General features: G+C 60.8%; 19 protein-coding genes. 8 read left to right on the top strand and 11 right to left on the bottom strand.

Features of this window, described 5'->3' with window-relative positions; genetic code table 11:
* The first annotated feature begins 46 nt into the window (after nucleotides 1-46).
* The 4 genes from yvcK to pmrB all read left to right on the top strand — a co-directional run bounded on the left by yvcK (nucleotide 47) and on the right by pmrB (nucleotide 4,469).
* On the top strand, nucleotides 47-952 hold the full coding sequence (gene yvcK / locus DR88_RS18440; protein WP_004142092.1) for a uridine diphosphate-N-acetylglucosamine-binding protein YvcK: 906 nt from the start codon (nucleotides 47-49) through the stop codon (nucleotides 950-952).
* 104 nt (nucleotides 953-1,056) lie between these two features.
* The gene (gene eptA, locus DR88_RS18445; protein ID WP_004147681.1) at nucleotides 1,057-2,697 is read left to right on the top strand and encodes a phosphoethanolamine transferase EptA; all 1,641 of its coding nucleotides are present in this window, start codon (nucleotides 1,057-1,059) and stop codon (nucleotides 2,695-2,697) included.
* A complete protein-coding gene (gene pmrA, locus DR88_RS18450) occupies nucleotides 2,697-3,368 on the top strand; it encodes a two-component system response regulator PmrA (protein WP_002895659.1) in 672 nt (223 codons plus the stop codon). Before eptA ends, pmrA begins: the two co-directional genes overlap by 1 nt.
* A gap of 3 nt (nucleotides 3,369-3,371) precedes the next feature.
* Nucleotides 3,372-4,469, top strand: coding sequence for a two-component system sensor histidine kinase PmrB (pmrB, locus tag DR88_RS18455; RefSeq protein ID WP_004147680.1), 1,098 nt, complete (start codon nucleotides 3,372-3,374; stop codon nucleotides 4,467-4,469).
* Nucleotides 4,470-4,717: 248 nt separating this feature from the next.
* On the opposite strand, the gene uvrB is transcribed toward pmrB, so the two are convergent.
* Entirely contained in the window at nucleotides 4,718-6,739 is a 2,022-nt protein-coding gene (gene uvrB, locus DR88_RS18460; protein WP_004147678.1) for an excinuclease ABC subunit UvrB, read from the bottom strand.
* A gap of 411 nt (nucleotides 6,740-7,150) precedes the next feature.
* On the opposite strand from uvrB, the gene DR88_RS0125335 reads away from it, so the two are divergent.
* Both DR88_RS0125335 and DR88_RS18465 read left to right on the top strand, forming a co-directional pair.
* Complete coding sequence (locus DR88_RS0125335; protein WP_002895652.1) at nucleotides 7,151-7,363, top strand: hypothetical protein; 213 nt, start codon at nucleotides 7,151-7,153, stop codon at nucleotides 7,361-7,363.
* Nucleotides 7,364-7,449: 86 nt separating this feature from the next.
* Nucleotides 7,450-8,172: an ABC transporter ATP-binding protein gene (locus DR88_RS18465; protein ID WP_004152853.1), complete on the top strand. Its 723-nt coding sequence runs from the start codon at nucleotides 7,450-7,452 to the stop codon at nucleotides 8,170-8,172.
* On the opposite strand, the gene bioD is transcribed toward DR88_RS18465, so the two are convergent.
* Genes bioD through bioB form a run of 4 tightly spaced genes read right to left on the bottom strand, consistent with a single transcriptional unit; the run spans nucleotide 8,114 to nucleotide 11,762 of the window.
* The gene (gene bioD, locus DR88_RS18470) at nucleotides 8,114-8,836 is read right to left on the bottom strand and encodes a dethiobiotin synthase (RefSeq protein WP_002895648.1); all 723 of its coding nucleotides are present in this window, start codon (nucleotides 8,834-8,836) and stop codon (nucleotides 8,114-8,116) included. The two genes, DR88_RS18465 and bioD, sit on opposite strands and share 59 nt — an antisense overlap.
* Nucleotides 8,829-9,584, bottom strand: coding sequence for a malonyl-ACP O-methyltransferase BioC (bioC, locus tag DR88_RS18475; RefSeq protein ID WP_004142100.1), 756 nt, complete (start codon nucleotides 9,582-9,584; stop codon nucleotides 8,829-8,831). The genes bioD and bioC overlap by 8 nt, the downstream gene beginning before the upstream one ends.
* Nucleotides 9,568-10,725, bottom strand: a complete 1,158-nt coding sequence (gene bioF / locus DR88_RS18480; RefSeq protein ID WP_014907917.1) for an 8-amino-7-oxononanoate synthase — start codon at nucleotides 10,723-10,725, stop codon at nucleotides 9,568-9,570. Before bioF ends, bioC begins: the two co-directional genes overlap by 17 nt.
* Nucleotides 10,722-11,762, bottom strand: a complete 1,041-nt coding sequence (bioB, locus tag DR88_RS18485; protein ID WP_002895580.1) for a biotin synthase BioB — start codon at nucleotides 11,760-11,762, stop codon at nucleotides 10,722-10,724. Before bioB ends, bioF begins: the two co-directional genes overlap by 4 nt.
* A 213-nt stretch (nucleotides 11,763-11,975) precedes the next feature.
* On the opposite strand from bioB, the gene bioA reads away from it, so the two are divergent.
* Together bioA and DR88_RS18495 are read left to right on the top strand one after the other, a co-directional pair.
* A complete protein-coding gene (bioA, locus tag DR88_RS18490) occupies nucleotides 11,976-13,265 on the top strand; it encodes an adenosylmethionine--8-amino-7-oxononanoate transaminase (RefSeq protein ID WP_032444013.1) in 1,290 nt (429 codons plus the stop codon).
* A gap of 70 nt (nucleotides 13,266-13,335) precedes the next feature.
* Nucleotides 13,336-13,812 carry a kinase inhibitor gene (locus tag DR88_RS18495; protein WP_002895575.1) on the top strand — a complete coding sequence of 159 codons (477 nt, stop codon included), beginning with the start codon at nucleotides 13,336-13,338 and terminating at the stop codon, nucleotides 13,810-13,812.
* Nucleotides 13,813-14,532: 720 nt separating this feature from the next.
* Here DR88_RS18495 and DR88_RS18500 read toward each other — a convergent pair.
* The 6 genes from DR88_RS18500 to hutI all read right to left on the bottom strand — a co-directional run bounded on the left by DR88_RS18500 (nucleotide 14,533) and on the right by hutI (nucleotide 22,427).
* Nucleotides 14,533-15,915, bottom strand: a complete 1,383-nt coding sequence (locus tag DR88_RS18500) for an amino acid permease (RefSeq protein WP_004147672.1) — start codon at nucleotides 15,913-15,915, stop codon at nucleotides 14,533-14,535.
* A gap of 98 nt (nucleotides 15,916-16,013) precedes the next feature.
* The gene (gene hutH / locus DR88_RS18505) at nucleotides 16,014-17,540 is read right to left on the bottom strand and encodes a histidine ammonia-lyase (RefSeq protein ID WP_004147671.1); all 1,527 of its coding nucleotides are present in this window, start codon (nucleotides 17,538-17,540) and stop codon (nucleotides 16,014-16,016) included.
* Complete coding sequence (hutU, locus tag DR88_RS31410; RefSeq protein ID WP_004151699.1) at nucleotides 17,537-19,225, bottom strand: urocanate hydratase; 1,689 nt, start codon at nucleotides 19,223-19,225, stop codon at nucleotides 17,537-17,539. Before hutU ends, hutH begins: the two co-directional genes overlap by 4 nt.
* Before the next feature lie 142 nt (nucleotides 19,226-19,367).
* Nucleotides 19,368-20,093, bottom strand: coding sequence for a histidine utilization repressor (locus tag DR88_RS18515; RefSeq protein ID WP_002895358.1), 726 nt, complete (start codon nucleotides 20,091-20,093; stop codon nucleotides 19,368-19,370).
* 61 nt (nucleotides 20,094-20,154) lie between these two features.
* Nucleotides 20,155-21,111, bottom strand: coding sequence for a formimidoylglutamase (hutG, locus tag DR88_RS18520; protein WP_020804490.1), 957 nt, complete (start codon nucleotides 21,109-21,111; stop codon nucleotides 20,155-20,157).
* Complete coding sequence (gene hutI / locus DR88_RS18525; RefSeq protein ID WP_004153329.1) at nucleotides 21,108-22,427, bottom strand: imidazolonepropionase; 1,320 nt, start codon at nucleotides 22,425-22,427, stop codon at nucleotides 21,108-21,110. Before hutI ends, hutG begins: the two co-directional genes overlap by 4 nt.
* Nucleotides 22,428-22,545 lie beyond the last annotated feature (118 nt).

The following is a 22,545-nucleotide window of genomic DNA, read 5'->3' as shown; positions in this document are numbered from 1 at the left end:
GTAGATCGGGTAGTGTGTGGCCGTTTATGTGAAATAAGGAATTTCTATGCGCAATCGTACATTCGCTGACCTCGATCGGGTGGTAGCGCTCGGCGGCGGGCATGGTTTGGGCCGGGTGATGTCCTCCCTCTCCTCGCTCGGTTCACGGCTGACCGGCATTGTCACCACCACCGATAACGGGGGTTCCACCGGGCGGATCCGTCGTTCGGAAGGTGGCATTGCCTGGGGCGATATGCGCAATTGCATCAACCAGTTAATTGCCGAGCCGAGCGTAGCGTCGGCGATGTTTGAGTATCGTTTTGGCGGTAACGGCGAGCTTTCCGGACATAACCTCGGAAATTTGATGTTAAAGGCGCTGGATCACCTGAGCGTGCGGCCGTTAGAGGCGATCAATTTGATCAGAAACCTGCTGAAAGTGGACGCTTTCCTGATCCCGATGTCAGAACAACCGGTGGATTTGATGGCGCTCGATCATGAAGGCCATGAAGTTTATGGCGAAGTGAATATTGATCAGCTTGATAATGTGCCGCAGGAGCTGATGCTCACCCCGCCGGTACCGGCCACCCGCGAGGCGGTGGAGGCTATCGCCGAAGCCGATTTGATCCTCATTGGGCCGGGCAGTTTTTACACCAGCCTGCTGCCGATCCTGTTGCTCGACGAGATGGCCCAGGCGTTGCGCCGCACCCCGGCGCCGATGGTTTTTATCGATAACCTCGGCAAAGAGCATAGCCCGGCCGCGAGGCTGTCGCTGGCGGAGCGCATCGCGATTATGGAGCGCTATGTAGGCAAGCGGGTGGTGGATGCGGTGATCGCCGGTCCAAAAGCCGATATCAGCGGCATCGACGACCGGTTGGTGATCCAGACGCCGCTGGAGGCCAGCGACGTTCCCTATCGTCATGACCGGGCGCTGCTCCGCGGGGCGCTGGAGAAAGCGATCCAGCTGCCGGGCTGATCCTGCGCGCCGGAAGCGGCCCACTTCGGCGCACCTTAAAATCTTAAGGTTGTCTTAAAATAGGGCTGGCACTATACCCTCATCTTTTTCTGTGGGTGTGCATTATGTCGTTATTGCCTCTGCGTCGGCCGGTGGTCAGCCGCACGACTTATCTGATTCTCTTTGCTTGCTATATCGGTATCTTTCTCAACCTGGCTTTTTATCGCCAGGTTTTCCCGTTACTGCCGGTAAATAGCCTGCATAACTGGCTGGTATTTCTCAGTATGCCGATCGTGGCCATTAGCGTGATGAATATCCTCACCACTCTCGCCTCGTTCCTGAAGCTGGACCGGCTGGTGATTAGCCTGTTCATTCTGCTCAGCGCCTCGGCGCAATACTTCATCTGGAACTTTGGCGTGGTGATCGACCGCAGCATGATCACCAATATCCTCGACACCACTCCGGCGGAAAGCTTTGCTCTACTCTCCGGCGAAATGATTGCCGTCCTCGGCCTTTCCGGGGTTTTGGCGGTATTCGTCGCCTGGTGGGTGAAAATCCGTAAGCCCGCCACGCGGTGGCGCGGCGCGGCGATGCGCCTGCTCAATATCGCCGTTTCGGCGCTGCTGATTATTCTGGTGGCCGCGCTGTTCTACAAAGATTACGCCTCGGTGTTCCGTAACAACAAAGAGCTGGTGAAATCCCTGAGCCCTTCCAACAGCATTGTGGCCGTGAACTCCTGGTATGCTCATCATCGGATGGACAACCTGCCGCTGGTGAAGATTGGCGAAGATGCCACGCAGAAAGCGGTGATGCATAACGCTCCCCGTAAGAACCTGACGATCGTCGTGCTCGGCGAGACTTCGCGAGCGGATAACTTCTCACTGGGCGGCTATTCGCGCGACACCAACCCGCTGATGCGGCAGGACGGCGTGATCTATTTTCCGCATACCACTTCCTGCGGCACGGCAACCGCAGTTTCCGTGCCGTGCATGTTCTCCAATATGCCGCGCGCGCATTATGACGAAGAGCTGGCGCACCATCAGGAAGGCGTCCTGGATATTCTACAGCGCGCAGGGATCCAGGTACTGTGGAACGATAACGACGGCGGCTGCAAAGGCGCCTGCGACCGGGTACCACACCAGAACGTCACCGACCTGAAGCTCACCGGGCAGTGCATCGATGGCGAGTGCTACGATGACGTCCTGTTCCATAATCTCGACAGCTATATCGATAACCTGCAACAGGATGGCATTATTGTGCTGCATACCATCGGCAGCCACGGTCCGACGTACTACAATCGCTATCCAGCGGCGTTTCGCAAATTCACGCCGACCTGCGACACCAATGAGATCCAGGGCTGTACCCGGGAGCAGTTGACCAATACCTATGACAACACCATCCTTTATGTCGACTATGTCGTTGATAAAGCGATAAAACTACTGCAATCTAAACAGGATAAATTTACCACTAGCCTGGTTTATTTGTCCGACCACGGCGAATCGCTGGGAGAAGATGGCGTCTATTTGCATGGTCTGCCGTATTCCATCGCGCCGGATACGCAGAAACATGTGCCGATGGCGCTGTGGCTCTCCGCCGACTACCAGCAGCGCTACGGTATTTCCGCGCACTGTCTGCAGCAGCGGGCGCAAAAAGAGAATTACTCGCAGGATAATCTGTTCTCCACCCTGCTCGGCCTGCTCGGCGTCAGCACCCGCGAGTACCAGGCGGCAGATGATATCTTAACGCCATGTAGAGAGGCTGGTTGATGAAAATCTTAGTCATTGAAGACGATGCGCTGCTGTTGCAGGGGTTAATTCTGGCGATGCAAAGTGAAGGATACGTGTGCGACGGCGTCTCCACCGCGCACGAAGCCGCGCTATCGCTGGCCAGCAATCATTACAGCCTGATCGTGCTGGATCTCGGCCTGCCGGATGAAGACGGGCTGCATTTTCTCTCCCGCATGCGGCGGGAGAAAATGACCCAGCCGGTGCTGATCCTCACCGCCCGCGATACGCTTGAGGATCGCATTAGCGGTCTCGATACCGGGGCGGATGACTACCTGGTAAAACCCTTTGCCCTGGAGGAACTCAATGCGCGCATTCGCGCCCTGCTCCGCCGGCATAACAACCAGGGCGATAATGAAATCAGCGTCGGCAATCTGCGCCTTAACGTCACTCGCCGCCTGGTGTGGCTGGGTGAAACGGCGCTGGATCTTACGCCGAAAGAGTATGCCCTGCTGTCGCGGCTGATGATGAAAGCCGGTAGCCCGGTGCATCGCGAGATCCTCTACAACGACATTTACAGCTGGGACAACGAGCCGGCGACCAATACCCTGGAAGTGCATATTCACAACCTACGCGAAAAGATTGGCAAATCGCGGATCCGCACCGTCCGGGGCTTTGGCTATATGCTGGCTAACAACATCGACACGGAATAGACCATGGCTCTGTTTGCAACTGAAACCTGGACCATGCGCCACCGGCTGCTGCTGACCATCGGCGCCATCCTGGTGGTCTGCCAGCTGATAAGCGTCTTCTGGCTATGGCATGAGAGCAAAGAGCAGATCCAGCTGCTGGTGGCCAGCGCTATCGAAGGGCACAACAACCAGAAACATGTGGAGCATGAGGTACGGGAAGCGGTTGCCAGCCTGCTGGTGCCGAGCCTGCTGATCGTTGGCCTGGCGCTGTATATCAGCATGCTGGCGGTGCGCAAGATCACCCGCCCGCTTTCACGACTGCAAAGCGAACTGGAGAACCGCACGCCGGACAACCTCACTCCTATCGTACTCAGCGAATCGGTGCCCGAAGTCACGGCGGTGACCACCGCCCTGAATCAGTTGGTTTCCCGCCTCAATCTGACCCTCGACCGCGAGCGGCTGTTTACCGCCGACGTGGCGCATGAGCTACGCACCCCGCTGGCCGGGCTGCGGCTGCACCTTGAGCTGCTGGCGAAAGTGCATGGCATGGGCGTCGACCCGCTGATCCAGCGTCTCGATCAGATGACCACCAGCATTTCCCAGCTGCTGCAGCTGGCGCGCGTCGGCCAGTCCTTCTCCGCCGGCAGCTACCAGCAGGTGCTGTTGCTGGATGACGTGGTAAAACCCCTGCAGGACGAACTGGAGGCTATGCTGGCGCAGCGTCAGCAGCGGCTGCTGCTGACGGATATCGAAAACGAGGCCGTCGTCTCTGGCGATGCGACGTTAATCCGCGTAATCCTGCGCAATCTGGTGGAGAATGCTCACCGCTACAGCCCTGAAGGGTCGACGATCCGCGTGTCGGTGAAAGCAGGCCTGATGCCGGTGATGGCGGTGGAAGATGAAGGGCCGGGGATCGATGAGGCGAAAAGCGGCGAACTCAGTAAAGCCTTCGTGCGCATGGACAGTCGCTACGGCGGCATTGGCCTCGGACTGAGCATCGTCACGCGCATCGCTCAGCTGCATGACGCCCAGTTTTTTTTGCATAACCGACAGCCAGGGCCAGGGGTCCGCGCGTGGGTGCTATTCCCGCAGCGCGGGGGTCAGAACGTCAGCACCCATTGATGGAAGAAGGCAACAATAATGACCAGGGCGGTGGCGACCGCCAGATATTCACGGAAGTTAATTTTTTGCATGGGCGCTATCCTCATCAGGTTGAAGATAGTGTCGCCTGGCGAGATTAAGCAAACATTAAGAAGGCCGCAACGCGGCCTTTTTTCTTCTCAAATGTTTGTTATCTGGCAAGCAGGACGATAAGAGAAGCGCGCCTTCACTATACCCCGCACCTCCACTCCGCCAGTCTGCGCCCAGAATCAGGAGGCGGCGATAAACAGCTCGCGCAGCTGATGCAGCTGGTCGCGTATTTGCGCCGCCTCCTCAAACTCGAGGTTCTGCGCGTGCTGCATCATCTGCCCTTCCAGCTCGTGGATTTTCTGCTGCAGCGCTTTTGGCGTCATATCCACAGCGCTAAGCCCGGCAGGCTCAACGACCTTCGCTTTACCGCGCCCTTTGGCTTTGGTTTTCGCCAGGCCCTGGCCCAGCTGCAGGATATCCACCACTTTCTTATTGAGCCCCTGCGGCACGATGCCGTGCTCTTCGTTGTAGCGCTGCTGTTTCTCCCGTCGACGCTCGGTCTCGCCAATGGCTTTGGCCATGGAGGGGGTGATCTTATCGCCGTAGAGGATGGCCTTGCCGTTGACGTTGCGCGCCGCGCGGCCGATGGTCTGGATCAGCGAGCGTTCAGAACGCAGGAAGCCCTCTTTATCCGCATCCAGGATCGCCACCAACGACACCTCAGGCATATCCAGCCCCTCACGCAGCAGGTTGATCCCCACCAGCACGTCAAACTCGCCAAGACGCAGGTCGCGGATGATTTCCATGCGCTCGACGGTGTCGATATCCGAGTGCAGATAGCGCACGCGCTCGCCGTGCTCCTCAAGGTACTCGGTTAAGTCCTCCGCCATCCGCTTGGTGAGAGTGGTGACCAGCACGCGCTCGTTGATGGCCGTGCGCAGGCGGATCTCTGACAGCAGATCGTCGACCTGAGTCGCCACCGGGCGCACTTCGATGATTGGGTCAAGCAGACCGGTCGGCCGCACCACCTGATCCACAACCTCGCCGCCGGATTTATCCAGCTCATAGGCGCCCGGGGTCGCCGACACATAGATGGTTTGCGGCGCCAGCGCTTCGAATTCTTCAAACTTCATCGGCCGGTTATCCAGCGCCGACGGCAGGCGGAAACCGTATTCCACCAGCGTCTCTTTGCGCGCCCGGTCGCCCCGGTACATACCGCCGATCTGCGGCACCGTGACGTGGGATTCGTCAATCACCAGCAGGCCATCCGCCGGCAGATAATCGAACAGGGTCGGCGGCGGCTCGCCGGGCCCGCGCCCGGAGAGAAAGCGCGAGTAGTTTTCAATGCCCGAGCAGTAACCCAGCTCGTTCATCATTTCGAGGTCAAACTGGGTACGCTGGGTTAAGCGCTGCTCTTCCAGCAGCTTGTTGTTGGCCAGCAGCACCTTGCGCCGCTCCGCCAGCTCCAGCTTGATCTCTTCCATCGCCTGGACGATGCGCTCCCGCGGCGTCACGTAGTGGGTCTTGGGATAAATGGTATAGCGCGGCACCGTCCCTTCGACGTGGCCGGTGAGCGGGTCGAACAGCGACAGACGCTCGACCTCTTCGTCAAACAGCTCAATGCGCAGAGCGATATCGTCGGATTCCGCCGGGAAGACGTCGATCACCTCGCCGCGCACGCGAAAAGTGCCGCGCTGGAAGGCCTGATCGTTGCGGGTATACTGCAGTTCGGCCAGACGACGCAGGATCGCTCGCTGGTCAATCAGCATACCGACCGTCAGATGCAACATCATTTTCAGATACAGGTCCGGGTCGCCGAGGCCGTAGATCGCCGAGACTGACGCCACCACCACTACGTCGCGCCGCTCGAGCAGCGCTTTGGTGGCCGACAGACGCATCTGCTCAATATGTTCGTTAACCGAGGCGTCCTTCTCAATGAAGGTATCTGAGCTGGGAACGTAGGCTTCCGGCTGATAGTAATCGTAGTAGGAGACGAAATACTCGACGGCATTCTCCGGGAAAAACTCTTTCATCTCGCCGTAGAGCTGAGCCGCCAGGGTTTTGTTTGGCGCCAGCACCATCGTCGGCCGCTGCAGGTCGGCAATCACGTTGGCGATGGTAAAGGTTTTACCGGAGCCGGTAACCCCCAGTAGCGTCTGATGCGCAAGCCCATCCTCCAGCCCCTCTTCCAGGCGGCGGATGGCTTCCGGTTGGTCTCCGGAGGGGCGAAAGGCGGAATGCAGTACAAACGATTTACTCATCAATCAGAACCTGAAAAAAGAATTAGCGGCCGGTGTTTAATTCTACCCCCCGGGCCGTTTTTTGCCAATAAATTATACTGGATATTTAAACAGTACGTACTTATGATAACGCCGCAAAAGGGTCTTATTGGCTAGCAAGCTGGGTGCAAAACGCGCGTCAGACGGAATAATCCTCCGGCCGCCAGGGTTATCCCCAGAAAATTTTACCTTTTAACATTTGTCAAGCGGACGGGTGAAACTTTTATGGCAGCAGATGACGCTTTTCTTACACCCATTGATTTTATCTAACAAGCTGATATTTAAGATCTTTAAAGAAAAGACGCCTTTCGCGCCAATTCAGCCGCAAGCCGCGTACGCTCTAGCTTACCGCAGGTTTTCTAACTCTAATACACAAGGTTATCCACAGGAATAGTGGATAACTGTCCGCAGCCCAAGACCACCGCCGCCCGGCGCCTGTCGCCTTTTGCGGTCAACCGCGTGGCGAAAAATTTTTATCGAACTATTTTTGATAACTATCCGCTTAAAGCCGCTCGATTTTTGCTGCTTTTTGCACCACCCTTTAGCGTCGGGCACCGGAAAAGTGCAGCCCCGGCGCTGACGAGGCCCGATGGTATCGGCGTTTAGCGCTTTTTTCCGAGCGTTCTTTTTCCTGGCAAGAGTTTTGCAGCATCTTTCTGTCGCCCTGACGCCAGGATAAGGAGAAAACGTCCATGTTGAATTTACAGGCAGTAAATCACTTTTACGGCAACCAGCATTCGCTGTGGAATGTCGATCTTGTACTACGCCCGGGAGAGTGCATTGGCGTACTGGGACGCGAGGGCATGGGAAAAACCACCCTGGTTAACTGCATTGCTGGCCATCTGCCGGTGGCTAGCGGCCGGATGACCTGGCATGACATTGGCGCCCCGCCGCAGGATCTCACCCCTCTGTCCGCTCAATCGCGCAGCGCCATTGGTATCGGCTACGTGCCACAAGATAAACGCATTTTTTCCCAACTCAGCGTGGAAGAGAACCTGCACATCGCCCTGGCGGCCGGGAAACCCGGGGCTAACGCCAGCGGCGGCGAGATTTATGAGCATTTTCCCGAGCTCTATGCCCTACGGCAGCGCAAAGGCGCCTCGCTGAGCGACGACGATCAGTACCAGCTGGCGCTGGCCAGAGCGCTGATCGTCCAGCCGCGGCTACTGATCCTTGATGAACCCTCGCGCGGCAGAGGGCCGCGCTGCCTGCAAAAGCTGGCGGATCTGCTGTTGCGGTTAAATCGCGATATCGGCCTGACGGTGCTGCTCGCCGAGCAGCACCTGCCCTTTATCCGCCGGGTGGCGGATCGCTTCTGTGTCTTGCACCGGGGCCGTAACGTCGCCGAAGGCGATATTATGGCGCTGGATGAGCCGCTGCTGGCGCAGTGGATAACGCCGGATCCAGCGCCCTGAGGTCCAGATACTGGCCGAGATCGTCGCGCTGCGCGATGTCGGCAAGCCACGGTATTTCGCCGAGGAACGGCGCGGCCAGTCGGTTTTTCAGCGTCGCCAGATATTCGGCGTGGCGCTTGCCCGGCGGCTGTACGTCATTGGCGATCCACCCCGCCAGCGGTAGTCCCGCCTGGCGTACCGCCTGAGCGGTAAGCATTGCGTGGTTGATACAGCCGAGCTTAACGCCCACCACCAGAATGACCGGCAGCTGTTCCGCCTGCGCCCAGTCGGCGAAGGTCAGGGAATCCGAGAGCGGCGTAAACCAGCCGCCGGCGCCTTCCACCAACACCCAGTCGGCGAGACCTTCCAGCTCACGCAGCCCGCTGGAGAGCCTGGCCGCGGCGATCGGCCGCCCTTCGTCGGCGCTGATGATGTGCGGGGAGGTCGGCTCGGCGAAGGTATAGGGGTTCACCTGGTCGTAACGCAATGCGACCCGACTATGACGCTGCAGCGCCAGCGCATCTTCATTACGCAGCCCATCGCCGGTAAGCTCGCTACCGGAGGCCACCGGCTTATAGCCGGCAGTGTGAAAACCCAGCAGATTCGCCGCCTGCAGCAGGGCGCTGCTGGCGATGGTTTTACCGACTTCAGTATCGGTCCCGGTGACAAAAAAACGTTTAGTCACGCTCAATGACTCCTGTAAAAAGAGAATACGTCAGCGGGCAGATGCCCTGCCGCTGCGGCCAGGCCAGCTGCAGCTCGCGCAGTTTCCCGCGGCCAAGCGGGGCGGCGGTCCGCCCCTGGTGCAAATGGGTGGCGCCGATGCCCTTCAGCGAGCGCATAGCGCTCAGCGCATCGGCGAACGGCAGGCTAATCTGATGAACCTCGCCGGTCGCGCGCAGGCCGCTAAGCGCCGCGCGCACCGCCGCTTCGCTAAGGAAACGGTTGGCATGCGGCCGGTCGTCGATGGCCTGCCACGCCTGATTGAGCTCCGGCAGCGAGTCGGCGAGCAGCGTGCTAAACGCCACTCTGCCGCCGGGACGCGCCACCCGGTACAGCTCGCCAATTGCCGCCCGTAGATCGTCGCACCACTGCACCGCCAGATTGCTCCACGCCAGATCGACGCAGGCGTCCGGCAGCGGCAGCGCCTCAATATCCCCCAACAGATAATGCTGCGCGGCGTCGTTACGCTGCGCCTGGGCGAGCATCCCGGCGGAGAGATCCAGCGCGGTCACCACGCTGCCCGCCTCACGCCAATAGCGACTCATACTGCCGGGGCCGCAGCCGGCATCCAGCACCTGCGCAAAATCGCGGCGCGCCAGCTGGCGCAGCAGTAGATCGGCGCAGCGCCGCTGCAGTTCATCATGTTGCGTATAGCCGCTGGCCGCCCGGCCAAACGCCGCGGCCACCGCCTGCTTATTCACTGTGGCCATGCAGCACCTCCAGTAAACGGTTAATGTCTTCAGCATGATGGGCGGCTGTCAGGGTCAGGCGCAAACGCGCGCTGCCGACCGGCACCGTCGGCGGACGGATCGCCGTTGCCCAGCAGCCCGCGTCGCGTAGACGGCAGGCCAGGTTCAGCGCCCGGGCGTTGTCGCCGACGATCAGCGGCTGGATCGCGCTGACGGAGTCGGTCAACCCCAGCGACACCTCGCCCATCCCCTCACGGAACTGACGGATGCGGGCGGCCAGAATGTCGCGACGCTGCTGCCCTTCATCGCTGCGAATGATCCCCAGGGCAGCCCTCAGCGCCACCGCCTGGGCGGGCGGCATCGCGGTGCTGTAGATCAGATGACGGGCAAACTGCAGCAGATAATCGGCCATTGCTTCGTCGCACAGCACCGCCGCGCCGCTGACGCCGAAGGCCTTGCCGAAGGTAACCACCAGCAGCTCAGGGCGCACCGCCTGCGCGGCGCAGCTCCCGCGTCCTTCGTCGCCGACCACGCCAACACCGTGGGCGTCATCCACCAGCAACACTGCCCCTGCGGCCTGCGTCGCGGCGTGAATGGCCGCCAGCGGCGCACTGTCGCCGTCCATGCTGAAAATGCCTTCAGTGACCGCCAACTGTTCGCCCGCCAGCGGCTTAGCCAGCAGTTGCGCGAGCTGCTGCGGATCGTTGTGGGTAAAGCGCCGCAGCTGCGCCGGGCTGAGGCTCGCGGCCTCCAGCAGAGAGGCGTGGCTCAGACGGTCGGCGACAATCCGATCGTCTTTCTCCACCAGGGCGGCGATCAGCGCCTGATTCGCGGCAAAGCCGGAGATAAACAGCAATGCGCGCGGATAGCCCAGCCAGTCGGCGAGCGCCTCTTCCAGCGCGCGGTGGGCTTCGCTATAGCCGCTCACGTGGCCCGAGCCGCCGGCGCCGACGCCATAGCGCGTGGCCCCCTGTTGCCAGGCGGCGATAATCGCCGGATGCTGACTCAGGCCCAGATAGTCATTGCTGGAGAAGTTAAGCCAGCGCTCCCCTTCCCGCTCCAGCCAGCGCCCGGCGCCGTGCGTCACCGGCAGGCGGCGGCGAAAAGCTTCCGCCGCCCGCCGCTCGTCCAGCGCCCGATCGATTCGCTGCTGCCAGCTCATAGCGCCGCCGCGTTGTAATATTCCTCAGTGTCCGGGGTGAGTAAGGCCTGCTCCAGACGTTGCTGCTGCTCATTGTCGCCTTCCAGCACCGCCGTCTGCTGCGGGTTGATCCCCAGCTTGCGGAACAGCTGCAGGTCTTTGTCCTCTTCCGGGTTCGGCGTGGTCAGCAGCTTGCAGCCGTAGAAAATCGAGTTCGCCCCGGCCATAAAGCACATCGCCTGGGTCTGCTCGTTCATCTGCTCGCGGCCGGCGGAGAGACGCACGTAGGAGGTGGGCATCATGATGCGCGCGATGGCGATAGTGCGGATGAAATCGAAAGCGTCGACGTCGTCGTTATCCGCCAGCGGCGTGCCCTTGACCTTCACCAACATGTTGATCGGTACGCTCTCCGGCGGCGTCGGCAGATTAGCCAGTTGCAGCAGCAGTCCGGCGCGATCTTTTACGCTCTCTCCCAGCCCGACGATACCGCCGGAGCAGACTTTGATCCCAGCATCACGCACTTTGTCCAGCGTATCCAGGCGCTCCTGGTAGGTGCGGGTGGTGATGATGTTGCCGTAAAATTCCGGCGAGGTATCAAGGTTGTGGTTGTAGTAATCGAGGCCCGCTTCGGCCAGGCGCTGTGCCTGACTGTCGGTCAGGGTGCCGAGCGTCATACAGGACTCCAGCCCCAGCGCCTTCACCCCTTTCACCATCTGCTCCAGGTAAGGCATATCGCGGTCATTGGGGTTTTTCCACGCCGCGCCCATGCAGAAGCGGGTGGAGCCGGCGTTTTTCGCCTGGCGCGCTGATTCCAGCACCTGCTCAACCTCCATCAGGCGCTCGGCTTCGAGGCCGGTTTTGTAGCGTGCGCTCTGAGGGCAATATTTACAATCTTCCGGGCAGGCGCCGGTTTTGATCGACAGCAGGGTGCTGACCTGCACCTGGCGCGGATCAAAGTGTTGACGATGGATTTGCTGTGCTTCGAATAGCAGATCGATCAGCGGTTTATTAAATAATTCCGTTACTTGCGACATTGTCCAGCGAGGTTGGTGAGCCATTTTCCTCTCCAAAAGGTCGTACACTTCCTATTTCACACAGCCTCTTTGTTGGCGGCACTCGCGCCTCCCAGTTACATAGTGAACTATGCTCCTGGGGATGTTCTCGCTTGCCGCCTCGATGCTGCGCGAAATATTTTGTGTACGTTTCATTGTAAGTAAGTTCAGTGTAGACTTGTAAACCTAAATGTTTTCAAAATGGTTTACAAGTCGCTTATGACACTGGACGATCTCGCTTTCGATCGGCGCCACATCTGGCACCCCTACACCTCTATGACTTCCCCCCTGCCGGTCTACCCGGTGGTGTCCGCCCACGGTTGCGAGCTGTCCCTCGCCGGCGGCGAACAGTTGGTTGACGGTATGTCTTCCTGGTGGGCGGCGATCCACGGCTACAATCACCCACGCCTCAATGCGGCGCTGAAGGGACAAATTGACCAAATGTCGCACGTGATGTTCGGCGGGATCACCCATCCGCCGGCAGTTGCGCTATGCCGTCAGCTGGTGGCGATGACCCCGGCCTCGCTGGAGTGCGTTTTCCTCGCCGACTCCGGTTCAGTGGCGGTAGAGGTGGCGATGAAAATGGCGCTGCAGTACTGGCAGGCTAAAGGCGAACCACGTCGTCGTTTTCTGACCTTCCGCAACGGCTATCACGGGGATACCTTCGGAGCGATGTCGGTCTGCGATCCGCAGAACTCGATGCACAGCCTGTGGCAGGGCTACCTGCCGGATAACCTGTTCGCCCCCGCGCCGCAAAGCCGCTTTGACGGCGAGTGGGACGAGATGGATATGGTACCGTTTGCCCGCCTGATGGCCGCGCATCGTCACGAAATCGCCGCAGTGATCCTCGAACCTATCGTCCAGGGGGCGGGCGGCATGCGGATGTACCATCCGGAGTGGCTGAAGCGGGTGCGTAAAATGTGCGACCGGGAAGGGATACTGCTGATCGCCGATGAGATTGCCACCGGCTTTGGCCGCACCGGCAAGCTGTTCGCTTGTGAACACGCCGGGATTACCGCCGACATTCTGTGTCTGGGCAAAGCGCTGACCGGCGGCACCATGACCCTTTCCGCCGCCATCACTACCCGAACGGTTGCTGAAACCATTAGCAATGGCGAAGCCGGTTGCTTTATGCACGGCCCCACCTTTATGGGCAATCCGCTGGCCTGCGCGGTGGCCAGCGAAAGCCTGCGCCTGCTGGAGAGCGGCGAATGGCAGCCGCAGGTGGCGGCGATTGAAGCCCAGCTGCAGGCCGAGCTGGCCCCGGCGCGGGGATCTGCGCTGGTCGCGGACGTCCGCGTGCTGGGCGCTATTGGCGTGGTTGAAACCCGTCGCCCGGTCAACATGGCCACCCTGCAGCGCTTTTTCGTCGAGCAGGGAGTCTGGATCCGTCCGTTTGGCCGGCTGATTTATCTGATGCCGCCGTACATCATCACGCCCGAGCAGCTGACCCGCCTGACCCGTGCGGTCAACCAGGCAGTGCAGGAAGAAACATTTTTTAGCGAATAAATAGCGGAATTGCGTCGTCGGGAAGGCTACACTTCTTTGTTAATCAGCGCATTATCAATGAGGATGAAGCATGAAACTGATCAGTCACGATCTCCAGGACGGCGGTAAGCTGCCTAATCGTCACGTCTTCAACGGCATGGGCTACGATGGCGACAATATTTCGCCGCATCTGATGTGGGATGATGTGCCCGCGGGAACCAAAAGCTTTGTGGTGACCTGCTACGATCCGGATGCGCCGACCGGCTCCGGCTGGTGGCACTGGGTGGTCGCAAACCTGCCGGCCGATACCCGCGTCCTGCCGCAAGGGGCCGGTTCCGGTCAGGCGGAGCTGCCGGAAGAGGCCGTTCAGACCCGCACCGATTTTGGTAAGGCAGGCTACGGCGGCGCGGCGCCGCCGAAGGGCGAAACCCACCGCTATATCTTCACCGTCCACGCCCTGGACGTCGAGAAAATTGAGGTGGATGCTGAGGCCAGCGGCGCGATGGTCGGCTTTAACGTCCATTTCCATTCGCTCGCCAGCGCTTCCATCACCGCCCTGTTCAGTTAATTATCCCCCCGGATAGCGGCTTACGCCTTATCCGGGGTACCCGCGGCGCCATTTGTTTTTCGGGTGGCGCTGCGCTTACCCGACCTACACTACCCCCAGGCCCGCGCAAGCGCAGCGCCGTCGGGCGATTGCCGCGGGCACGGAGCCGCTTTTATGCCGGGCGGCGGCTAACGCCTTGCCCGGCCTACGGTGCGTGCGACCTGCCGTGAAGTTACCCACCAGTCCTGCTGAAACTGCCGGGGCTGGCGGCCTCAACATCGCTGAGACGTTCCCGGAAGGCCGGGGCAGCCTGCATGGATGCGGGCTGAGGGCCGTGTTTTGCAAGGACGCTGCCTCGGCCCGACCCGAAGCCTGCAGGGATAAGTCGAAGGCACCACGCAGTGGCGATGTTGCTGGCCGAAGCCCGGGGGTACAGGGGGCGGCGGCGACTGGCCGCCCCCTGTGCGCTCCCTGCGCCATGAGTAACATAACGTAGAAGACATTTCGGGAGCGCAATGTGCTCGGAATTAATACAAAACAACTGTTTTTACCGGATTAAAACCGTTACAAGCCGATAGCAGTATCTACAATACCCCCAGGCCCGCGCAAGCGCAGCGCCGCCGGGCGATTGCCGCGGGCACGGAGCCGCTTTTATGCCGGGCGGCGGCTGACGCCTTGCCCGGCCTACGGTCCGTGCCATTTGTAGCCCCGGTAAGCGCAGCGCCACCGGGGAAATTGGCCTTACTGTTCAGTGGCTACCTGCAGCGCCGTTTTACGCACCCGCGCATACCACACCACCGTCAGCAGCCCGAGCCAGACCAGGCCGGCGATCAGCGCCATCCGCGTTTCGGCAAACATCCCTAGTACGGCGATGACCAGCCCCATAAACAGTAGCGTCAACAGCGGCGCAACCGGCCAGAACGGAATGGGAAAGGCGATCTGGCTGCGCTCTTCGGCAGACAAACCGCGGCGCATGGCAAAATGGGATAGCAGAATCATCAGCCACACCCATACCGTGGCGAATGCCGCCAGCGAAGCAATTAGCACAAATACCTGCTCGGGGATCAGATAGTTCAATACCACCGCCGCCAGCAGCGCGCCGCCCATGACCACCACCGTCATCCAGGGCACACCGTTGCTGGCGATGCGCTGGAAGCTTTTCGGCGCCAGCCCCTCTTTCGACATGCCGTACATCATGCGTCCGGCGCCAAAAATATCGCTGTTAATCGCCGAGATGCTGGCGCTGATCACGATGATGTTAAGGATGGTCGCCGCCGCCGGGATCCCCAGACCGTCGAAAATAAGCACAAACGGACTCCCCTGTTCGCCAAAGCTGTTCCACGGGAAGATCGCCATCAGTACCGCCAGGGTGCAGACGTAGAACAGGATAATGCGCAGCGGAATGGTATTGATGGCCTGCGGGATCACCTTCTTAGGATCCTTCGCTTCCGCGGCGGTGACGCCGATAATCTCCACCCCGCCGAAGGCGAACATCACGATGCCAAGCGAGGCGATAACGCCCTGCCAGCCGTTAGGGGCAAAGCCGCCGTGGCTCCAGAGGTTTTCCAGCCCGGTGGCCGGGAAGCTGTGGCCAAAGCCAAAGAAGATGATCCCCGCCCCCGCCAGCATCATGGCGATAATCGCCACCACCTTCACCAGAGACAGCCAGAACTCCATCTCGCCAAATACCCGCACGTTGCATAGGTTCATCGCGCCGATAAAGAAGATGATGCTGAGGATCCAGATCCAGCGCGGCACATCGGGGTACCACAACCCCATATAGATACCGAATGCGGTGACGTCGGCCAGGGCGACGATCACCATTTCAAAGGTGTAGGTCCAGCCGGTAATAAACCCGGCCAGCGGCCCGAGATACTGGCGGGCATAGCTGCCGAAGGAGCCGGAAACCGGGTTGCGCACCGCCATCTCGCCCAGCGCGCGCATGACGATAAACACCGCCGCGCCGCCAATCAGATAGGCCAGCAGCACCGCCGGGCCCGCCGCTTTGATGGCTGAGGCCGAGCCATAGAACAGCCCGGTGCCGATAGCGGAGCCGAGCGCAATAAACCGAATGTGTCGGGCATTGAGCCCGCGCAGCAGATGTGGCTTGTGTTGTTGTTGCATATACAGGTGTCCTGATTTTTTTATATGACGACAAATATGCGGTGTAGGGCGGTCGGGGGAATGACTTCCCCCGACGCGGGTACAGAGAACAACGGTGATTAATGCAGTACGGCAGGCAGCAGACGCGTCAGGTGACGGGCCGCCAGAAGCGCAATGGCGTTATCGATATCCGGGGCGAAGTAGCGATCCTGCGTATAGTGCGGCACGCGTTCGCGCAGCAAGTGACGCGCCTCTTCCAGCAGCGGACTGGTGGTCAGTCCTTCGCGCATATCCAGCCCCTGCGCCGCCGCCAGCCACTCAACGGCCAGCACCCCGCGGGTGTTCTCGGCCATCGCCCACAGGCGGCGACCGGCAGCCGGCGCCATGGAAACATGGTCTTCCTGGTTCGCGGAGGTGGGCAGGCTGTCAACGCTATGCGGGTGCGACAGCGCTTTGTTTTCACTGGCTAAGGCCGCCGCCGTGACCTGGGCAATCATAAACCCGGAGTTGACGCCGCCATTTTTGACGAGGAACGGCGGCAGCTGCGACATATGGCTGTCCATCATCAGCGCGATGCGGCGCTCGGAGAGCGAGCCGATTTCGGCGATCGCCAGCGCGATATTATCCGCGGCCATCGCCACCGGTTCGGCATGGAAGTTACCGCCGGAGATGACGTCATTTTCGGCGGCAAAGACCAGCGGGTTATCGGAGACCGCGTTGGCTTCAGCCAGCAGCACCTCAGCCGCCTGGCGGATCTGCGTCAGGCAGGCGCCCATCACCTGCGGCTGGCAGCGCAGGGAGTACGGGTCCTGCACCTTGCTGCAGTTATGGTGCGACTGCGAGATCGCGCTATCTTCGGTCAGCAGGTGGCGATACAGCGCCGCCGCATCAATCTGCCCGCGCTGGCCGCGCACTTCATGGATGCGCGCATCAAACGGACGACGTGAGCCCAGCGCCGCTTCGGTGGTTAACGCCCCGCAGACGACCGCGGAGGCGAACAGATCCTCGGCTTCGAACAGACCGCGCAGGGCAAAAGCGGTCGAGGCCTGGGTGCCGTTGAGTAGCGCCAGCCCCTCTTTCGCCGCCAGGGTAATCGGCTCCAGCCCCACCTGACGCAGCGCTTCGGTGGCCGGCAGCCATTCGCCGCCGCGTACCCGCGCTTTACCTTCTCCGAGCAGGGTCAGCGACATATGCGCCAGTGGCGCTAGGTCGCCGGAAGCGCCGACGGAGCCTTTGGCCGGGATCCACGGCGTCACGCCGGCATTCACCAGGCCAATCAGCGCCTGGATCACGCTCAGGCGGATCCCGGAGAAACCGCGGGACAGGCTGTTAATCTTCAGCACCATAATCAGCCGCGCCAGATCATCGTCCAGCGGCTCGCCAACGCCCGCCGCGTGGGATAGCACCAGCGAACGCTGCAGGTTCTCCAGATCTTCCGTCGAGATACGGGTTTGCGCCAGCAGGCCAAAACCGGTGTTGATGCCGTAGGCGGTACGCCCTTCGGCAAGGATGGCGTTGACGCAGGCCACGCTCTCGTCAATGGCGGCAAACGCGCCGCTGTCGAGGGTAATATTTACCGGGTGGCTGTAAACGTCGCGGAGCTGCGACAGGCTGAGTTGACCCGGGATCAAAGTTAAAGATTTCATTTAGCGTTCCCCTGCGTTGCCGCCACCATCGGAAGATTCAGACCCTGTTCCGCCGCGCATTCAATGGCAATCTCATACCCCGCGTCGGCATGACGCATCACGCCGGTGGCCGGGTCGTTGTGCAGGACGCGGGCGATACGCGCCGCCGCTTCATCGGTACCATCGCAGACGATAACCATCCCGGAGTGTTGCGAGAAGCCCATGCCTACCCCGCCGCCGTGGTGCAGCGACACCCAGGTCGCGCCGCTGGCGGTATTGAGCAGGGCGTTGAGCAGCGGCCAGTCGGAGACCGCATCAGAACCATCGCGCATCGCTTCGGTTTCGCGGTTCGGGCTGGCGACGGAGCCGGAGTCAAGGTGATCCCGGCCAATGACGATCGGCGCGGAGACTTCGCCGCTGCGCACCATTTCGTTAAACGCCAGACCGAGCTTTTGCCGCCACTCCAGACCGACCCAGCAGATACGCGCCGGCAGTCCCTGGAAGCTGATGCGCTCGCGCGCCATATCCAGCCAGTGGTGCAGATGCTGATCATCTTTGATGATCTCTTTCACTTTCGCGTCGGTTTTGTAGATATCCTGCGGATCGCCGGACAGCGCTACCCAGCGGAACGGGCCGATACCGCGGCAGAACAGCGGGCGGATATAGGCCGGCACGAAGCCCGGGAAATCGAAGGCGTTGCTGACGCCCACTTCCTGCGCCATCTGGCGGATGTTGTTGCCGTAGTCGAAGGTTGGGACCCCCATCTCATGGAAGGCCAGCATCGCCTGCACGTGATCGGCCATCGAGCGTTTCGCCGCCAGAATAGTGCCCTGCGGGTCGGATTCGGCTTTCTGCTGATACTCTTCCCAGCTCCAGCCTTTCGGCAGATAGCCATGCAGCGGGTCGTGGGCGCTGGTCTGGTCGGTGACCATATCCGGGCGCACGCCGCGCTTCACCAGCTCCGGTACGATCTCCGCGGCGTTGCCGCACAGCGCGATAGAGATGGCCCGCCCTTCGGCGGTGTATTTTTTGATGCGCGCCAGGGCGTCATCCAGCGAGGTCGCTTGCTCATCCACGTAGCGGGTACGCAGACGGAAATCGATGCGGCTCTGCTGACATTCGATGTTCAGCGAGCAGGCGCCGGCCAGCGTCGCGGCCAGCGGCTGCGCGCCGCCCATGCCGCCCAGACCGGCGGTTAATACCCAGCGGCCTTTCAGGCTGCCCTGGTAGTGCTGGCGACCGGCTTCGACGAAGGTTTCGTAGGTACCCTGCACGATGCCCTGGCTGCCGATGTAGATCCAGCTGCCGGCGGTCATCTGGCCGTACATCGCCAGCCCTTTGGCATCCAGCTCGTTAAAGTGTTCCCAGGTGGCCCAATGCGGGACCAGGTTGGAGTTGGCGATCAGCACGCGCGGTGAGTTTTCATGGGTTTTGAATACGCCCACCGGCTTCCCGGACTGCACCAGCAGGGTTTCATCGCTCTCCAGGTTCTTCAGCGCCTTCACGATAGCGTCATAGCATTCCCAGTTGCGCGCTGCGCGACCAATACCGCCATAGACCACCAGCTCGTGCGGGTTTTCGGCGACATCGGGATCAAGATTATTCATTAACATACGCAGCGGGGCTTCGGTCAGCCAGCTCTTCGCGGTCAGCGTCGTGCCTCTTGGCGCACGGACGTCCAGCTGGCGATATTTGCTTTGCGACATCGGGGTTTCTCCTGACAATGAACGTTGTTTACGTAGATACATATACTTGTCTATACAAGCATGCGCAAGCCAGGATTTAACAGAAATGATACAATTTTGTTATATTGCGTCAGCAATCACGTTTTGCTGACGCCAGCGTGGATCAGGAGCCAAAGCGCCCCTGCAGACGATATCGGCTACCGGGGAACAGCAGGCGCGCGTGGGAGACGATGTGGGTTGTCGACCAGGTGCGACGACGGATCAGCAGGCACGGATCGTGGGCGTGAATATGCAGCAGCGCGCACTCTTCCGCCGTGGCCTGCACCGCTTCAACAATATGTTCACCTTCGGTTAACGGTGCGATCAGCGACAGGTAATCATGGGGCGTGGTGGCGGTGTAGTCCTGATGCAGATAGTCCGGTACCACTGCGGCATTGACGCAGCGATCTTCGATTTGCACCGGCACCTCGTTTTCGTAATGCACCATCAGCGAGTGAAAGATGCGGGTGCCTTCCGGGACGCTGAGCGCCGTCGCCTGAATATGATCCGCCCGGGTCTCCTCAAGCAGGAGTACCTCACAGCGGTGCTGATGGTGACGGGCGACAATTTCTGCGGCAATACTGCGCACCTCGAACAGCGCCGACTGCCCTTTCGGCTCGGCGACAAAGGTTCCCACCCCTTGCAACCTGACCAGCAGGCCTTCGTCCGTCAGCTCGCGCAGCGCGCGATTGATGGTCATCCGGCTGAAGCCGAACTGGGCCACCAGCTCAGCTTCCGACGGGATACGGTCATGCGGTCGCCAGACGCCGCTGTGGATCTTTTCGCTGATCGCCTGCTTCACCTTTTCATAGAAAGGCGCGGGCGCGGAACGAGGTTGTTGTGCAAACATGGCCTGGCTTTCCTTATGCGTAATAAGCGGAGCGGCGAAACGAAAATAATAGCGCGGATCGCTAGCGCCACCAATGGGCGATTTGCCATGCCACACGGGCCGCCGCGCGAGCGCCCTGACCGTCAATGTCAAACAGCGGGTTAAACTCCACCAGATCCACCGCCTGCAGCTTACCGCTGCGGCACAGCGGCTCAACGATGCGCAGCAGCGTGCCCAGCGGCACGCCCAGCGCCGCCGGGGCCGACACCGCCGGCATTTCTCGCGCCGGCAGCACGTCGAGATCGATAGTCAGATACAGGCGGTCGAATTGCGCGATATTGCGCTCAAGCTCCGGCAACACGCGAGTTTCGAAGGCTGTCAGCACCTCCAGATCTTCAACGATAGCCACCTGGCGGCGCGCCGCTTCATCCCATAGCGCCTGGGTGTTCGCCGCCCGGCTAACCCCGATGCAGGTATAGTGAAAACCGCGCTGCTGCGCGTCACACTCCAGCGCCAACTGGCGGAACGGCGTCCCGGAGCTGGCGCAGTCGGCAAAGCGCAGATCCAGATGCGCATCGAGATTAATAATGCCCACTTTTTCGCCTGGGAAGGCATCCAGTACCCCAGCGCCGTGGCCGAAGGCCGTCTCGTGGCCGCCGCCCAGGACCAGCGTGCGTTTACCCGCCCGCTGACAGTCGGCCACCGCCTCGCGCAGCGCCTGATGCGCGGCTTCTAACTGCTCGCCGTCGACGCTGATGGTGCCCATATCCACGCAGCGGTCATGACCCTGATGGCTGGCCATATTGGCCAACGCCCGGCGCAGGGTCGCCGGGCCGTCCGCTGCCCCGGTACGCCCCTTGTTACGCCGGACCCCTTCGTCACAGGCGAAGCCGAGCAGCGCGATATCGCCGGGCATCTCCTGCGGCGCGAAGCGTTCCGCGCGGGCGATGGTCTGGAACAGGCGCAGCGCATTGGGCGCTTCCGCGCTGTCGTCGCGTCCCTGCCAGAGACTGGCTGGCGTAGCTTGCCACAGCATCATTGCAATTCTCCTTGAACAACGCGATGCCAGAGCGGACTGCGCCCCGGCTCATACACCATCTCGACGGGATGCTCAGCATCCCAGATGGCGAAGTTAGCGACAAAGCCCGGCGCCAGCTGGCCGTGGCTGGCCTGGCGCCCCAGCGCCCGCGCGGCATGGCGCGTCACCCCGGCCCACGCCTCCTCCGGCGTCAGGCCAAACTTGACGCAGGCCATGTTCATCGCCAGATGCAGGCTGGCGAAGGGGCTGGTGCCGGGGTTGAAATCGGTCGCCACCGCCATCGGCACCTGGTACTTGCGCAGCAGCTCGACCGGCGGTTTACGGGTTTCATTAAGGAAGTAGAACGCGCCGGGGAGCAGGGCTGCCACGGTGCCGCTTTCGCGCATCGCCGCCACGCCCTCTTCCGTCAGATACTCGATATGGTCGGCGGAAAGCCCATGATAGCGGCTCACCAGCTGCGCGCCGCCCAGCGACGAGAGCTGCTCAACGTGGCCTTTTACCGGAATGCCCAGCGCCTGCGCCGCCTGAAAGACGCGCTCAGTTTGCTGCGGGCTGAAGCCGACGTTTTCGCAGAAGACGTCAACGCTTTCAAACAGTCCCTCCTGCCACAGCGTCGGCAAAATGGTCTCGCAGACCAGCGTAATATAGCCGTCAGCATCGCCTTGATATTCCGGCGGCGTGGCGTGGGCGGAGAGCAGCGTCGCCGACAGTTCCACGCCATTATGATCGGCCAGTTGTCGGGCGACCCGCAGCATTTTGCGTTCGTTTGGCAGGTCGAGGCCGTAGCCGGATTTGATCTCCAGGGTGGTCACCCCTTCACGCAGCAGGCGTTCCAGACGCGGCTGGGCCAGCGCCAGTAGTTCAGCTTCGCTGCTGTCGCGCGTGGCTCGCACGGTGGAGTTAATGCCGCCGCCGCTGGCGCTGATGGTTTGATACGACACGCCGTTCAGCCGCTGCTCCCACTCCTGGGCCCGGCTGCCGCCGAAGACGAGATGGGTGTGGCAGTCGATTAATCCCGGCGTTACCAACCGGCCTTCAAGATCGATACTGCGCCCGCTGGGGACGTCATCTTCGGCGACAATCGCCGCGATGCGGCCGTCGCGCACCAGCAGCGCATGGCGCTCCAGCAGGCCGTAAGGTTGAGCGTGATCGGGGTTCAGGGTGGCGAGACGCCCGTTTCGCCAGATAACGAGTTCGGAAGTGGCTTCAGTCATAGCGCTTAACTTGTCATGGGTTGTATAGACATTTATTTTCATAACGCCGGTAAAGTCAACAATAGCGCAGGGAAATGTTATTTTTTTGTGACTAAAGACCATCCGGCGGGGCTGCGCGTTGCGTAAAGACGGTAAGTTTTTCCGTCCACGTCTTCCCGTTTCGTTCAAGTTAGTATAAAACAGCAGGTTTTAAAGGACTTATACCCTGGCGTCTCAGCCG

Origin of the sequence: Klebsiella pneumoniae (genome assembly GCF_000742135.1) — a bacterium.
Taxonomy (GTDB): domain Bacteria; phylum Pseudomonadota; class Gammaproteobacteria; order Enterobacterales; family Enterobacteriaceae; genus Klebsiella; species Klebsiella pneumoniae.
Note: the sequence above shows the minus strand (reverse complement) of the source record. Positions and strands in the feature narration are given on the sequence as shown.

Bases quoted from the DNA above. Each gene is read 5' to 3' on its own strand.
- hutI (WP_004153329.1), bottom strand. From the start codon at position 22,427: ATGGTCTTTAGTCACAAAAAAATAACATTTCCCTGCGCTATTGTTGAC.
- hutU (WP_004151699.1), bottom strand. From the start codon at position 19,225: ATGTCGCAAAGCAAATATCGCCAGCTGGACGTCCGTGCGCCAAGAGGC.
- DR88_RS18500 (WP_004147672.1), bottom strand. From the start codon at position 15,915: ATGCAACAACAACACAAGCCACATCTGCTGCGCGGGCTCAATGCCCGA.
- DR88_RS18515 (WP_002895358.1), bottom strand. From the start codon at position 20,093: ATGTTTGCACAACAACCTCGTTCCGCGCCCGCGCCTTTCTATGAAAAG.
- yvcK (WP_004142092.1), top strand. From the start codon at position 47: ATGCGCAATCGTACATTCGCTGACCTCGATCGGGTGGTAGCGCTCGGC.
- bioA (WP_032444013.1), top strand. From the start codon at position 11,976: ATGACACTGGACGATCTCGCTTTCGATCGGCGCCACATCTGGCACCCC.
- eptA (WP_004147681.1), top strand. From the start codon at position 1,057: ATGTCGTTATTGCCTCTGCGTCGGCCGGTGGTCAGCCGCACGACTTAT.
- bioB (WP_002895580.1), bottom strand. From the start codon at position 11,762: ATGGCTCACCAACCTCGCTGGACAATGTCGCAAGTAACGGAATTATTT.
- DR88_RS18495 (WP_002895575.1), top strand. From the start codon at position 13,336: ATGAAACTGATCAGTCACGATCTCCAGGACGGCGGTAAGCTGCCTAAT.
- pmrB (WP_004147680.1), top strand. From the start codon at position 3,372: ATGGCTCTGTTTGCAACTGAAACCTGGACCATGCGCCACCGGCTGCTG.
- hutH (WP_004147671.1), bottom strand. From the start codon at position 17,540: ATGAAATCTTTAACTTTGATCCCGGGTCAACTCAGCCTGTCGCAGCTC.
- uvrB (WP_004147678.1), bottom strand. From the start codon at position 6,739: ATGAGTAAATCGTTTGTACTGCATTCCGCCTTTCGCCCCTCCGGAGAC.
- hutG (WP_020804490.1), bottom strand. From the start codon at position 21,111: ATGATGCTGTGGCAAGCTACGCCAGCCAGTCTCTGGCAGGGACGCGAC.
- pmrA (WP_002895659.1), top strand. From the start codon at position 2,697: ATGAAAATCTTAGTCATTGAAGACGATGCGCTGCTGTTGCAGGGGTTA.
- DR88_RS18465 (WP_004152853.1), top strand. From the start codon at position 7,450: ATGTTGAATTTACAGGCAGTAAATCACTTTTACGGCAACCAGCATTCG.
- bioF (WP_014907917.1), bottom strand. From the start codon at position 10,725: ATGAGCTGGCAGCAGCGAATCGATCGGGCGCTGGACGAGCGGCGGGCG.
- bioC (WP_004142100.1), bottom strand. From the start codon at position 9,584: ATGGCCACAGTGAATAAGCAGGCGGTGGCCGCGGCGTTTGGCCGGGCG.